A 15,072-nucleotide genomic window follows, 5' to 3' on the forward strand; every position below is an offset into this window, starting at 1 on the left:
GAAGGCTAAAAATCTTGTATAACAATTTTCAATGAACAAGAAAATTTTACTGCTCTGCTTCATTACAGCATTTACTTTCGGTTGCAACAATGTTGTGGACGTACAAGAGCCGGATACGGAAGTGGTGCCCGAAACTGCTATTTCCGCGATCAAGACGCGTTACCCGGATGCCGGGCAGTTCGTTTTCAAAACGCTTATTCAGGATAAACTTTGGAAAGCGAAATTTTTTAGCCGGGCTAATTCATATGAAACGCAGGTAAGCCCCTCAGCTATTTCGGGTGATGTGTTCATAAATACGAATGATGTAAGTCTTTACAAAGGCTTGACAGACAAACTTGTAATTTCGGGAGGGAAACTGTCCAATGCACAATTGCGGGAAAATGCAGGGGATAATGCAGCGCGGATGCAGTACATGCTGAACGGAAAGGCTCAGCTTCTAAACTATTATGTGCTCGCCGACTGGCACATTGTAAAACTCAGCGCGCCTTATCCGGTTGAGTCATATACGGTGGAGCTTTCCGAGGTGCCGGAAAAAATTGCGTCTTTTTGTAGTCAGGCCAATATTGACATTGATAGTACCCAAATAGTCGTCAATGAAGATCAGGCAAATAAAAAGACTTACATAATCCATCCCGAAGCAGCACTGTTTCCCATATTTTTTGACCAGGAGGGTAATGTGAAGTGGATCGCAAAAAATTCGGATGGGTCGGCGCTGGAAGACAAGCGGAATGATGAGGTCGGCGGCGCCGAGCTATTTAATAAAATAAAGGGAGGTTTTACAGATTTCAATGTGCCTAACACGCTGGCTTTCGAAGCAACATATAATGATCTGAGTAGTATCAGATATGTTTTTCAAAGAAAAAGCGGCCCCGAAGGCACGCGTGATTTCATTAGCGAAACCCATGAAGTCTTTGTGAATGGAAATTCCGGGGAGGTGATATTTGAACAATATTCATCCTATGTTTATAAATAGTTGGATATTATTCTCAGGCCAAACAGCGCGGATTATTAAAAACTACTGAATGGCCTTTTTTAAATCGAAATTAAAGACGGACCTGACCGAGCTTGTGAGGGCCTGCCAACGGCAGGATTCACGGGCTCAGGTTGTTTTTTATGACCGGTACAAAGGGAAATTGCTCGGGATATGTGTGCGGTATGCCAAAACCGTGGCCGAAGCCGAGGATATATTTCAGGAAGGAATCATGAAGATCTTCTCCAAAATAGGAGAGATCTCGAACCCCGAATCCATCGACAGCTGGGTGAAAACCATTATGATCCGGCATGCGATCGATTACTATAATCAGGTTACGCGAAAAGAAATCCTGAGCAGCTCCTATGAAAATGTGGAAATGGAATGGCAGGTGGACGATCACAGCGCTGTCTTGCATCGGATGGACGTGGAAATTTTACTGGAAACGATCAATGAACTTCCGGACGGATACCGCATTGTGGTAAACCTTTATTTTATCGACGGTTATAAGCATTTTGAAATCGCCCGGATGCTGGGAATTATGGAGGCAACGTCCCGTTCACAATTGGCACGTGGACGTAACTTACTTTTCAAATTATTAGAACAAAAAGGAATCAAGCAGCATGAAATCCTCTGATGATGAATTAAATGATGCTATAAAAAATGCGCTGAAAAGCTCGCTTGGAAATTTTGAGCGAAAACCCGGGGCATCTCTGGACGAGCGCATTTATAAAAAACTGGGCCATAAGCCAAGCCGCAAACCCTTGTGGGCTGCATTTGGCCTGCTGGCTCTTATGGGGGTGCTTTCGCTATGGTATGTAAATGCTGGCCGGAAAGAAATAGGCGCTGTCTCAACAAAGCCGGTAACCGGAAATGTTACTCCCAAAGCACTGCCTGAGCAAAATAAAGCAAAAATTAATGTCAAAAACCACGGCAGTGAAACGGTTTTAAATACTACTGCAGAAGCTCGTTCAGCAATTATTGATGATCACAAAGTTGTATCCGAACACCGCGTCGCCGTTAAGAAAAAGGCAATCTTTCAATCTGAAAATCAGCCTTCGGCAACACTGTCCGGAACAGTGGATTTGCATCAGAATACCAAACTTAACACCCAACAAATTGCCTCCGCCGATGACCAGGGTTACGGCAAGCCGGTCACCCCGACTCATATCGGCAACATTCATGTAACAGAACTCGACCTGCATCATGTTCTGAAATATCCAGCATTGCCGCTGCCCATGATCACAGCGCCTCTGCTAGCAACCACGCCGGACAGTATTCCGCAAAATGTGGCTGACAAGAAGTCCGCTGGTTCCTGGAAACCTGCTATGCTTGTTAATTTCTCGGGAACAAACACATCGCAGAGTGTCTATCTGCTGCCGAGCGCCCATTCGCGTATCTTGAAGGTGTCTTTCCCAAATTCGCTTGCTAACATTGGTTATAAAATTGGTGTTGGGATGCAGGTCAAAAGCTATCAATTGATGCTCAATTACAGTCACTTGCAGTATCAGACGGAATTTGTGTACGCACTTGAAGAGTTTACCGCCGTGCCGACAAATGCAAGCTACAATTTCCGAAGACTGGGCGCGGCCCGTGTTGTAAAAAGCGCATTCGACGTTGTAGGACTGGCCGCCAGGAAGCATTTCGATTTTGAGACAAAACCTTTGGGCGCGCTGTATGCGCAAATAGGAATGGAGTATTCCCGTTCTGTTTCGGGCTCGGATCAGCAGTTGCTGGCAGCAACAATAGCCGCCGGCAAAAGGATTTTTACAGGCCCGAAAGCAATCATTTTGATCGGACCTTTCTTCGAATATAACATCATCCGCATGCTTACAGCAGAAGAAAATGTAAAAATCAGGACGAATCAGGTTGGGATTTCGCTCGGTTTGAAATTCAATAATTGAGTCGGATTATCCTGAGCGACATTGGGAGAATTTCTTTAAAATTTTTTTAGAGATGAAGCAGCGGTTACATAGGGAAATCGCGTCTGTATAACAAAACTCAACTCCACCTCCGAATGCAGGCTAAGGATCAGGCTGTTCCCTTGCTATCAGGCTCTAAAACGCTCGTTGTAGCTACATTTTTTATGCTCGTTGTGCTCATCAGCAGGTGCAGCCGCGAAAAAATTGAACCCCATTTGGATGTTCCCGGCAGCGCAAGGCACATGATTTACCAAAAATATCCCGCTGCGGAAATCTCGAAGATGAAGGTTTTGGAGCCGGGCAAGGTTTATCAACTCAGTTTTCGGTATAAAGGCGCTAATTACCAATCGGTTGTCAACAATGCAGGCATTTTAAACACGGCCAGGCAGGCAGACGAAGAAATTCCTGAGAAGCTACTTGCGAAGCTTGAAACTCTGGCTATCAGAGGTGGCCGCATCAGCAACCACAGGGTCGTGGAATCTTACTATGCGGGAGGCCCGGATAAGGAAGATGTCTATGATTATCACCTGAATGGGAAGGATTATGTGCTGACAGGTGGCGCGTACGGCGTCATTCTCAGGCCTTACCAACAAACTTCCTACGTCACAAAATCCATCGATGATCTTCCCGAAAAGATCCGGCAATTTATCAATTCGAGGCACAAGCCCAACCACGCCTTTGTAAACAGCCTGACTAATTTGAATGAGCCAAGCAGGGATTACATTATGGAAAATAATGAGCTTACTTTCATGGAATGCGTGGTAAGCATCTTTCCGGACGGTTCAAAAATCTACTCAGTTACTGTCAATTTCCTGGGTGTCACCGGATTGTCGGGGATGCGATTTGATGAGGATGGTAATCTGATATCTATTCCTCAGTTTAACCGGATCAGACAATTTAACACGGATTTCACTACGCTCTCGTGGATTTCCAACTTGAAAACGAGCGAAATCAAGTATTTCCGGGACCTTTTTGCGGCTCAATCTCATCTTTTCGGCTTCAACCTGGACAGCCAGCAGAATTTTGGCAAGAGTTTTAAAAGCGAGTTCGAGAATTTCAAGTGCTATGAATTCGAACTGTATAATAGTAACCGTGAGCGCTGGAGCATGCATTATAATGAGCAGAAAGCACTCGTTTATTATTCCTATTCCTCCCCGCAGTAAATCCAAATCCCTACAGTTTCAAGTATACCAATGCATAAATCTATACTTTGCGTTCTGGCGAAAGCACTTATGCTCGTGCTTTTTGTCTCGCCGGTTGTTTTCTCTCAAATTAAAATTACGTCGCCGGTTTATCAGGCTGTATATCAAAGGGATATTCAAGGTTGGAGGACCGTTTCGGTTTCCGGCACATATTCGGTGCCGGTTGATAAAATAGAAGTAAGGGCAGTCCCGGTTGGCAAAGGCCAGGAAGTAGACATTCCGTGGCAGGAGCTGCAACAGAAGCCGCAGGGAGGCGTTTTTCTAGGGAATATAAAGCTAAAAGGAGGCTGGTACGCTCTGGAAGTGAGGGGCGTAACCAATGGCAGCGTGGTAGGCCGTGACGTTCTCACCCGCATGGGGGTGGGAGAGGTCTTCATCATTGCAGGGCAATCCAATGCACAAGGGCTTAAAGACAAACCTGCTCCTCCCGGCGCAACGGACGATCGCGTGCTCTACATTGATAACTACGAAAACGACGAGCTCGGCCAGTATCCCGATTTGCTGACTGATCCTGTGCCGCCATCGTTTTCAAAAATAACCAGTAACCTGAAAACAATGTCGCCCCGCGGCCAAACCGCCTGGTGCTGGGGCATTCTTGGTGACCAGCTCGTTGCGCATCTGGATGTACCCGTTGTATTCATCAATGTTGCATGGGAGGGAACAGCCATTAAAAACTGGGCGGAAAGTGCCGCCGGCCTCCCGACTACGAGTTTATACGGACATGTGTATGCGAAGGATATGCCGTACGCCAACCTGAGGATTGCTGCCCGTAACTATGTCAACCAATATGGGGTCCGGGCAGTGCTTTGGATGCAGGGAGAAACGGACGCTGTATACAAAACACCTTCGGCCAATTACAGCCGCGACTTGCAGTTTCTCATGAATCGCCTGGGCATGGATACCGGAAAAAGGATTACCTGGGTTATTGCCAGAACATCGCGCGCGTCCGCTGCGAAAGAAATACCATCCTCAGTCAATCCCCATATTATTGCCGCGCAGAATGCTGTTTTGAATACAGACTTTTATCCAACATATCCAGGGCCTGAAACCGATCCTTTGGTCCCAAACCGGATCGATGGAACGCATTTCGAAGGTGTGGAAGGGTTAACCATCCTGGCCAGTGCATGGAATGCAAGTCTGGACGCCAACTTTTTCTCAACTGTAACGCCAGCCAATCCTGCAGAGCTGCCGACGGTCACTACCAGCTGCGTTACCGAAAACAATGCTGTTACCGTTTCGCTCCCGACAGGTTATCAGTCCTATGAATGGACTAATGGGGAGCGCGGCAACACGATTCAGATATCTTCCCCCGGAACTTACCGCGCAACCGTCAGAGACGCATCTGGGAACTCAATTCTTACGCCCGTCGTCGTGCTGGAAAGCGACCCTAAGCCCGCGCGTCCAGGCATTGTAGAAGAAGGCCAGCAGCAAGCGTGCGCCAATTCTTCATTTCAATTCAATATTTCCAACGGAACCGATCTGTATACCTGGTATCGCGAAGGTTCCGCAACGCCATTTGCAACGGGGACGGTTGTGAAGGTGGAAGAAAGTGGTGATTATTATGTAAAAGGACAAAATGTATACGGCTGTGTTTCAGAAAATTCCGTCACTTCTTCCCTTATGGTCCGGCCACCTGTTGCGCCGCCAGTTATCGAGCCATCCGGCCCTTTTTCACTCATGGCGCGCGTTGAAGACGAGGGCAATAAGGTGCAATTTTTGTGGAGCAGACCGGGATCAGAGAGCGACACGACTGCCGAAATGGTCAAAATTTTGAAAACCGGACTGTATTCTGCCCGGGCAAAAGTTGCATACACTCTGGAAAATAATTTACTTAGCTGCTATTCCGACAAAGCATCCTCAGAGATCACGGAAGTTGAGAAAACTGACGTCGTCGTGTATCCCAATCCGGTCCTGAACAATTTCGTTTATATTGAGTCAAAGGACGACATTCAGGATGCGCGGGTTACCTTATTTGATATCAAAGGAAGGGCCTTAAAGTCAGTTTCGCCCAATTCTTTCGGAAGCAGGGTTCGGCTGGATACAGGCCACCTGCCATCGGGCAAATACATCATCCAGGTAACCGGCAAAGGCCAGAGAGTAACCAAACAGCTTATTTTTAATTGAAACTTAAATAATACTCATGCTTAAATTTTACACCTACCTGGTATTGGGCGCCGCAGGCCTTTTCACTTTTTCATGCAACCTTCAAGATCACGTCATACCTACAACACCGGATGTGTATGTGGCGGGTTATCAGTACGGAGAAAATAACAACACGGCCAGGTACTGGAGAAATGGACAGGCAGTGGACCTGATGTCGAATAACAATGGGATCGTGGCAACTTCAATAGCTGCCTCCGGTGCTGATGTGCACGTGGTAGGCTGGGATGGGGACAGCACATTGACAGCCCATGCCAGATACTGGAAAAATGGTGCTTTGCAATCCCTTTCGGGCCAGTATGCTCCGTCTGTTCTTAGTAAAGTGCTGTTATCGGGCGGTGATGTATATGTTGCGGGCTCCGGTGCAGATGCGGGTGGTTACTATGCCCTGTATTGGAAGAATGGGGTGCCCGTAAGTCTGAACAATTCATATAGCGGATGGGCCAGGGATATGGCCATAGCGAATGGAGATGTGTATGTGACCGGAACTGCCTCCAACGGCGCAGGAGCAAATACAGTTGCTAAATACTGGAAAAACGGCGTTGATGTAGACTTAACAAATGGAACTGAACAGACTTTCCCAAGCGGAATAGCCGTATCGGGTACTGACGTTCACGTTGTGGGCACGACGGGAGGAAAGTATAGAACTGTTGCTAAATATTGGAAGAATGGCGTTGAAACCGTCCTTAGTCCTTCATCATATCATTCAAATGCGGAAGACGTTGCAGTGGCAGGGAACGACGTTTATATTGTTGGAAATGTCGGCGACAGCCTTAATCATTACACCGCCAACATTTGGAAAAACGGCATCGCCACACCACTTCCAGGCGGCGTAGCAGCAACGGGAATCACAATCATCGGCAATGATATTTATGTTTCCGGCGCTGGTTTGAACGGCGTTACAAGCATCGCCAAATATTGGAAAAACGGCGCGCCGATCGAACTTTCCGACGGCACCAAGAACGCCACAACAACATCTATCTTCGTTGCAGCTCCTTAATTAAGGTTGTATTTAAATTAAAATAAAGGCAAACCGCATGGCCGCGGTTTGCCTTTATTTTAGCGCTTTGCTTCATTACGTTCCGGCAATTGCCTGCAATCGGTTTTGGCTAGTGCAACACCTGAATATTGCACTTTGGATCTGTCTTTGAAGGCGAATTTGCCGTCTTTGAATGTTCTTTCGCCGCGGCCTTCTATGAGTAATGTGTCTTTTCGGAGGAATGTGACTTCGTTGACATATTCGGAATCGGATGACATGAATGTGTACAGGCCCCAGATGGTGTCGCCGTGCATTGTTCCCATGAGCAGGCCGTTATCCTGCTGTTTTTCATACAGTTTGTAACCCAGGCTGCCCTTTATGCTGTCTCCATAAACAAGTGCATTGAGCAGCACCGTGTCTTTTTTGACGAAGGAGGCGTAGCAGGAATTGAAGACGCTGTCCGAATCCGATGTTTTTCTGTTAAGACCTGTATTTTCAGTAGGCCCGGAGTTACAGGAGGTGAGGAAAATCAATGCTAGGGAAATCAGGATGATACAAGTTTTCATAGATCTTTTTTGGCTTTACAGGTTTGCGGCAGGCGTGACCTGCTTTCCGGCAAAGCTAAATCAGTATCGGTCGGATAAAAGTGATGGTCGTCAGTTTACAAAACGATAATGGTCATACCGCCCCGATGATCCGGTCGATATCAACATAAAACCGGCCTGATTCTAAATCCATCCCAAGCAGGATCTTGCGGCAGGTGTCCGTCGTGATCGCCCCACCCAGTGCAACGGCGGACCCTAACTGCGGCCAGGATGAAATCGTTTTTCCAACCTCATGCAACGAAGCTTTCAGACGTTCCGAAATTTCATTTGTATTAATTATTTTTCCCACAATTTGTATTCTTTCCTGTGTTGAAAGGTTTTTCAAACTGCTGGGATCAATGTCCGGAAGCAAGCCGTGCAGGATGGGACGCTGCGGCTCTTTGTCGAAACGCTCGATGTCGATCATTCCCCGGTCGCTGGTGTCCATAACGACAGGAATTTCAAGATGTCGTGCCCTGTGCCGTGCGAGCACTTTAATATCGAGGCCATCGCACACTTCCACGAGCATATCGAGCTTTCCGTTTTCTGTCAGAAAATCATCGATATTGCCTTCTGAAATCCCGTTGCGATAGATCCGCACCTGGATAAACGGATCGATTTCCGCAATGGCGCGCGCAGCAGTAACAGACTTGTTCATGCCCAGGTTGTGCGTACTGGTCTGAATGCGGTTTAAGTTTGAAAGTTCAATGAGATCATAATCGGCCAGCCGCAATTCGCCCACGGACCTTTCGGTCGCCAGCGTCATGGCAACCGCATGCCCGATCGACAGACCAATGATGCCGATCTTTTTGGTAGACAATAATTGCTGTTCCTCACGGGTAATCTTACAATAGTTGCGATTGGTCCTGACCATGCCAAATTCTTCATTATCAAGCAAATGTACCAGCCTCCTGCTCCAAGGATAATACACCCAGACACCATATTCCTGAAATGTCAGTCCGCCGAGGTGTTCCTGTATGCCGGCGTCTGATTGTTCCGGACTGAGCCTGATGGAAGGATTTTTAATTTTTACAAGTTCAAAAAGCTGATCGTAGATAGTGTCAAACAGCATAATGCCTGGGTTCCGCTCCATAAGAACTTCCAGCCTTTTTTTGTCCTCCAAATGACGCAGGCGAAAGAAAAGCGGTCTGAATGTATCTTCCAGTCGCTCAGAAGTCCTTTCTTCGGGCTTTGTTAATGTATCCATACACATTCTGTCCGGGATTTTGGTTTGAGTTTTTTTGTGTAAAATCAATGTGTATTAAGCGCTGACGGCATTATATTCAGCAAGATGCGCTTTACTTCCAGGCTCTGCTTTTCCAGTTTTTTCTGAGAAATGATCGCCTAAGACATCGATGCCGTATCTGCAAACAATTCCGGCGAGAATGGCGCGGTTAATGTGTTTTTGGGACATACTATGGATTTCCGAAAGAACAGCAGCCGAGGAAGTGGGAAATTTAAAGCCTGGATAACCATTGTCATTCTGCTCTGCATAAATTCCTGCCATCATCGGCAGCAGATCCGCGTGATACTTCACCGCATTCGTCGAACACGAGTAAAGGCAATATTTGGCATTATCTAAAATCGAAATCCCAATTGCCGCTAACATAGCAAATCTGCACAACCCTAGTCCCCGGAACTCGTCCGAAACCGCAACCCTGCTCAACTCGACGGTAGCGTCCCTGAAATGCAGGTTATTGCCGGATTTTATATCAAAAGCATATTCGGTTGGAAGAGAATCAGACATGTCGGGCTTGATTCCGAGGCCAAACTTATGGTTAATGCTTGCCAGCTGTTTTTCTATCGCTGTATTAACCTGCCTTCTCACCACCCGGATCGTGGCGATTTGTCGCCCTTCGGAAAATACTCCAATCAGGTTTGCTTTCCAGTCACTTGGCAGCAGATCATATTTATTGTCCAGATATTCTTCTGAATATTCTTTCTGGTAAATCTTTCTTCTCAGGGCAAGGTGGTCTGTTAAATCGGCCTCGCTTTTAAGTTCTCTGAGTTCAAAATGGCTGAGTAAATACTGGAAGTTAAATTCCATTGGAGTAGATTTTTAAGTTTAAAACAAATGGCTGGAAATCCGTAATTGATGCGACGGACAAAACTACTGTCTGCTGACAGGCCAGGCTTTAAACATTCATTAAGAAGTATTAAGAATTATAAAAATGAAGGGAAGGCTTTACGCCCATAGGTAAAAACAGGAAAAATCTATTCACTGCGTAAGGATTTGACGGGGTTCATCAACGCCGTCGCAACCGTTTTGCCGCCAATAGATATGAGTACCAACACCATCACCAATAGGGCAGGAGCGGAAAAAAGCCACCAGCTCAGTTCAATGCGGACAGCGTAATGCGCCAGCCAGTTTTTGACCAGTAAGAACGTGATCGGTAAGCCGATGAGTATGGCTATGGATGCAGTCCTGATAAAATCTTTGGACAACAAAAGCATGAGGCTTGTGGTGCTTGCCCCGATTACCTTGCGGATCCCGATTTCTTTGGTTCGCTTTGAGACAGTGAAAGTTGCAAGTCCGAACAGGCCAAAGCAGGAGATCAGGATGGCAAAGCCAGTTAATGCGCCGAAAACCTGCTGGAAGCGGTCGTCGGATTTATATTGTTTGTCGTATTCGCTGTCTAAAAAGAAATAGCTGAATGGTGCGTAAGGGAAGTTGGCCTCATAAACCTTTTTCAATGAAGCGAGCTGTTCATCCGCATTTCCTGTTGTGAATTTCACACTTGCAAACGAGCGGAAGTATGGAGAATACAGGTGGATGATTGGAATGTGGGCAGCTTTTGGTGATTCGTAGTGATAATTTTTGACAACGCCCCGGATGGTTGCCTTGCGTCCCCACATATCAACACCCTTACCGATGGCCGCTTCGGGCGTCGCAAACCCCCAAAGCCGGATAGTTTCTTCATTGACGATCAGCTGCCTATTGGTGGTGTCCGAAAAACCGTGAATTGTCAGCGCATCGAAGTTTTTTCCAGCGAGCAGTTTAACGCCCATTACACTAAAAAACGAAGTGTCAGCCTCCGTAATATAATAATTGTAATACGTTTTCTTAGCGGCCCCGGATGGATTCAGGCCAGTCGTCGTCCCCATTTGCGTCGATCCCAGCCCTGGCACCGTTCCCGAAAATGAAACCGATTTAACATTAGACTGAGCAAGCAGCATTTGCTTGAACGCAACATTATCCTTGTGCGCGTCACTCGCCACAGGAGCTTCAACCACCAGCGTATGGTCCATGTTGAGGCCAAGATTTTGCTGCCTCAAAAACTTCACCTGCCGGTATACCGCAAACGTTTGGACAAGCAGGATAATGGTCACTGTAAACTGAAAAACGACCAAAGCCTTGCGCAGGAATACGCCTTTCGCCGAACGGGAGAACTGCCCTTTCAGCACAGCGGCGGGATCAAACGAAGAGAGAACAAAGGCCGGGTAAAACCCTGATAAAGAAATACTCAATAACAAGAATGTCCCGAGACTCTCCCAAAAAAATGCATCTTCAAAAACAACAAAACCCTCGGGCAGCCCCGCCATCTCAATATATACCGAAGCAAAAGCTGCTACCAACACGACCGCCACAATTCCCGCCAGCCCATTGATGAGCACAGCTTCCATGAAAATTTGTGTCCTTATCTGACCACTCGTTGAACCGACCACTTTCCGCATGCCAATTTCCCGCGCGCGGTCAAGCGCCTTGGAGGTGGTAAGGTTTACATAATTTACAAAAGCAGTCAACAACACAAGAAATGCTACGCCCAGCAGGAAATATACCGACTGCGCATCGCCGCCCGGTTCAGTCTCATAAGTCTTGTTAGAATGCAGATGGATGTCGCTGATCTTCTGCGCAACAACCCGCTCATTGACTATCTTCTTTTCGCTGACCAGCCGGTCACTGAAGGCAGCCAGCGATTTTGTAAATGCTTCGTAAGTCGTATTTGCGTCCAGTTGAAGGTAAGTGTATGTGTTATTGTTGTTCCAATTATCATCCGATTCGCCAAAATCTAACACCATGGTTGGATAAGATACGATCATGTCCAATTTAAGGTGTGTGTTTGCCGGGCTATCCGGCACCACGCCCACCACTTCGAGCAGAATGGTGCCATTTCTTCGCGGCATTTTTAATGTTTTGCCCAGGACGTCGAGCGTATTGAAATAAGTCAGCGCCAATGATTCTGTCAGAATAACCTGCCGCGGTTTGGTAAAAAGATTTTTTCGGCTGCCCCTGAGCAGCGGATAATGGAACATTGAAAAAAAGGCCGAGTCGACTGCGTAGACATTGTTTACCAGATAATATTTATCGTCCAGCTGAACGGTCACATTGGGCTTTCGCAACGGGTAAGCACGCGTGAAATTAACAACCTCACTCATTTCGCGCATCGCCCTGGGCCCAACTGGCGGATACATTTCAGCGTCCTGTGCATCCAATGCGCCATTGTTCAGATAATCCATAGAGATCCGCACGACCTGCTCCGAAAGCGGATAAGATTTTTCGTAGCTCAATTCAAACCGCACATACTGAATGATCAGCAACGCCACAGCCAATCCAGTCGCCAGACCTACGACATTAATCACGGTAAACGTGTTGTCTTTCCTGATAATCCGAAGGGCGATTTTGAGGTAATTTGCAAGCATGTTGATTAGCTGTTTGATGCCTTAGTGGCTTTTCAGGATCTCTACCGGGTTACTTCTTGCTGCCTTCATAGTCTGCGAGCCGATCATGATACAAGCGATCAGCGATACCACCAGCAAGCCGGCGGATAGCTCGGCAATTTGAACCGGTGTATGATAAGGGAAGTTCGTAAGCACAAACGATTCGAAGAAAAGATACGTAGCAGGAATAGCAATCAATGCTGATATTGACAGCAACACGACAAAACCATGGCTCAACAGGAAAACGAGGTTGCCGGAGCTGGCTCCCATCACTTTCCGGATACCGATTTCTTTTAATCTTGTCTCCGTTGTGAATACTACCATTCCAAACAATCCCATGGAGGCAATGGAAATGGCCAGGATTGAAAGGAAGCCAATGATCTTGATTATGGTTGAAAATTCGCTGTAAGCATCTTCAATCTCTTCGTCATAAAATTTTGCCTTAAAAGGATGGATCCTATCAATTTTCTTCCATCCGGACTCGATTTTGGCCATGGTTGCCGGCATGTCCGCGCTTTGTATCTTGGCATTAATAACTGCCCGGTCCTCAGGTGTCCAGAACATGAATGCTACGGGTTCGATAAGGTTGTCTACTTTGCCATAGTGAAAGTCCTTAATGACGCCGACAATCTTCATCTTACGGTCTTTTATTCGAAAACTGTTGAACATAACCTGTTTTCCGATTGCTTCTTGAGGATCACCTAAGTTAAACCGCTTCAAAACCTGCTGGTTAACAATCACCTCGCTAGCTGCTTCTGATGTGGTGGGCCGCGTCACGAAATTGTCACCGGCGAGCAGCTTGTAATTGTGTAAAGACAGGTAATTTTCGTCAATGTGGTTGGTCATGACAAGTGCAGAGTCCTGCGAATCGTTGTATTTCATATAACCGCCCCATGCATTGCCAACGGCGGTGATGATCAGCGATCTGGATAACGCAGTTACTTCCGGCATTTCCTGTAATTGTTTCAGCAGTGCCTCAGGCTTATTTCCCTGCATGTTAATGTTCAGGATGTTTTCAGTATTAAATCCCAGGTCGAATGCAAGAATGTTTTTATACTGAACATAGCCCACCGCGGTTGTTGTTATGAAAATCAATGTGACCGTGTACTGAACCACCACCAAAGCGCGCCTGAGTGTCACATTCTTGAATACTTTTATCGATGAAACATTCCCGAGCGCATGGATTGCACTTACTTTCGAAAAAAACAATGCAGGTATGACACCGGCAATGACACCCACAGTAACTGAGAAAAATATAAAGGCTGCTACGGTTGTGGGCGTGAGATCGAGCTTCACCGTGCGCTGCATTTGCGGGGCAATATTAATCAGTTGTGGCCGCAGGGCGAGGAAAATGAAATAGGAGAGAACCAGGGCAGCAAGCGAAATCAGGATCGCCTCGGCCAAAAATTGCTGCCATATCTGGCCTTTGCGGGCGCCTATGGCCTTGCGAAGGCCTATTTCTTTAAAGCGGCGCGTTGCACGTGCTATCGATAGATTGGTATAATTGAAACAAGCAGACAAAATCACAACAAATGCAAGACCACTCAGTATCCAAAGTACGATCGGTGGCATATGCGGGTTCACCGAGCCGCTCATGGAGCCGGAGTGGAGATCCTCGCCAATTACAATGTCGTGCAATGGCAGCAGTTCGAGCTGAATATTTGTTTGCGCTTCGGCGAGATTTTCTTTGTTTGCAATCGCGTCGAGCTGTGTCTGGATGGCAGCCAGGTTGGCATTTTCCGGCAGCATCAAATACACGGAGTTGGAAAACATGTTTGCCCATTTACCAAACTCCCTGTCATTCTTGTTGAGCTGTTGGGCCGTTGATAACGATACCAGCGCCTCAAAACTGATATGTGAGAAAAAGGGAACATCCTTTATGATCCCGGTAACCTGATAATCTAATGTATCAAATTTGACCGCCTTGCCGAGCGCTGGTCTGTTGCCAAATAACTTTTTTGCCGCTGTTTCTGTAAGAACGACTGAGTAGGGATCTTTCAGGGCTGTTTCGGGGTTGCCTTCCAGCATCGGAAATGTAAATATCCTGAACAGCGAAGGCTCCGCCCAGAAGCCCTTGATAGGAAGCACATTGTCACCAACTGTAGCGTCCTGCAGGAAGTCATTCCGCAGAATCGCCACTTCTTCGACACCAGTCACTTTTTCCCTGATTAGCTGACCCGTCTTAATGGAAGTCGATGAATACTTGCTGCTGCCTTGCTCGCCCTTGAAAGTCGCCACATTGGTGATGCGATAGATCCGTTTACCATGCTTATGAAACTTGTCATACGAACGCAGGTCAAGCACGAATGCAATCAGCAGCAGGCCGACGGACATGCTGATAGCAAGACCGACAACATTGATGGACGAGAAGAGTTTGTTACGCAATAAACCACGTCCTGATGTTTTGAAGTAGCTTCCGATCATAATCCATTAAATAAATATATTTGGAAAAGATCAATATCTATGCCATGTTTTTAACAAATTGAAAATCAGGAAATTAATGCAGCGCTTACCAGCGTTGCTGTTCGAAAATGAACGGTTGTTCAAGGAAGCAGGACAAATTAAGGCTGCCGTTAAAAGCGCACGTAATTGTGTC

11 protein-coding genes are annotated in these 15,072 nt (G+C 46.7%); 6 read left to right on the top strand and 5 right to left on the bottom strand.

Going from position 1 to position 15,072, the window contains the following annotated elements; genetic code table 11:
- Positions 1–31: 31 nt before the first annotated feature.
- From LZG74_RS17845 to LZG74_RS17870, 6 genes are all read left to right on the top strand, one after another.
- Entirely contained in the window at positions 32–973 is a 942-nt protein-coding gene (locus tag LZG74_RS17845; RefSeq protein WP_233797888.1) for a hypothetical protein, read from the top strand.
- Between the two features lie 49 nt (positions 974–1,022).
- Entirely contained in the window at positions 1,023–1,607 is a 585-nt protein-coding gene (locus LZG74_RS17850) for an RNA polymerase sigma factor (RefSeq protein WP_233797889.1), read from the top strand.
- Entirely contained in the window at positions 1,594–2,874 is a 1,281-nt protein-coding gene (locus LZG74_RS17855; protein ID WP_233797890.1) for a hypothetical protein, read from the top strand. Before LZG74_RS17850 ends, LZG74_RS17855 begins: the two co-directional genes overlap by 14 nt.
- 113 nt (positions 2,875–2,987) lie before the next feature.
- A complete protein-coding gene (locus LZG74_RS17860; protein WP_233797891.1) occupies positions 2,988–4,055 on the top strand; it encodes a hypothetical protein in 1,068 nt (355 codons plus the stop codon).
- Positions 4,056–4,085: 30 nt separating this feature from the next.
- Positions 4,086–6,218, top strand: coding sequence for a sialate O-acetylesterase (locus LZG74_RS17865; RefSeq protein ID WP_233797892.1), 2,133 nt, complete (start codon positions 4,086–4,088; stop codon positions 6,216–6,218).
- A 16-nt stretch (positions 6,219–6,234) separates the two neighbouring features.
- Positions 6,235–7,254 (top strand): hypothetical protein, encoded by a 1,020-nt coding sequence (locus LZG74_RS17870; protein WP_233797893.1) that lies wholly within the window; start codon positions 6,235–6,237, stop codon positions 7,252–7,254.
- Positions 7,255–7,313: 59 nt separating this feature from the next.
- Here the strand turns inward: LZG74_RS17870 and LZG74_RS17875 are convergent, their stop codons facing one another.
- From LZG74_RS17875 to LZG74_RS17895, 5 genes are all read right to left on the bottom strand, one after another.
- The gene (locus LZG74_RS17875) at positions 7,314–7,799 is read right to left on the bottom strand and encodes a hypothetical protein (RefSeq protein ID WP_233797894.1); all 486 of its coding nucleotides are present in this window, start codon (positions 7,797–7,799) and stop codon (positions 7,314–7,316) included.
- Between the two features lie 112 nt (positions 7,800–7,911).
- The gene (locus LZG74_RS17880; RefSeq protein WP_233797895.1) at positions 7,912–9,024 is read right to left on the bottom strand and encodes a ThiF family adenylyltransferase; all 1,113 of its coding nucleotides are present in this window, start codon (positions 9,022–9,024) and stop codon (positions 7,912–7,914) included.
- A gap of 54 nt (positions 9,025–9,078) precedes the next feature.
- Positions 9,079–9,864 carry a hypothetical protein gene (locus LZG74_RS17885; RefSeq protein WP_233797896.1) on the bottom strand — a complete coding sequence of 262 codons (786 nt, stop codon included), beginning with the start codon at positions 9,862–9,864 and terminating at the stop codon, positions 9,079–9,081.
- Between the two features lie 167 nt (positions 9,865–10,031).
- Positions 10,032–12,458 carry an ABC transporter permease gene (locus tag LZG74_RS17890; RefSeq protein WP_233797897.1) on the bottom strand — a complete coding sequence of 809 codons (2,427 nt, stop codon included), beginning with the start codon at positions 12,456–12,458 and terminating at the stop codon, positions 10,032–10,034.
- Positions 12,459–12,479: 21 nt separating this feature from the next.
- On the bottom strand, positions 12,480–14,900 hold the full coding sequence (locus LZG74_RS17895; RefSeq protein ID WP_233797898.1) for an ABC transporter permease: 2,421 nt from the start codon (positions 14,898–14,900) through the stop codon (positions 12,480–12,482).
- Between the last annotated feature and the right edge of the window lie 172 nt (positions 14,901–15,072).

Source organism: Dyadobacter sp. CY327 (genome assembly GCF_021390415.1).
GTDB lineage: Bacteria > Bacteroidota > Bacteroidia > Cytophagales > Spirosomataceae > Dyadobacter > Dyadobacter chenhuakuii.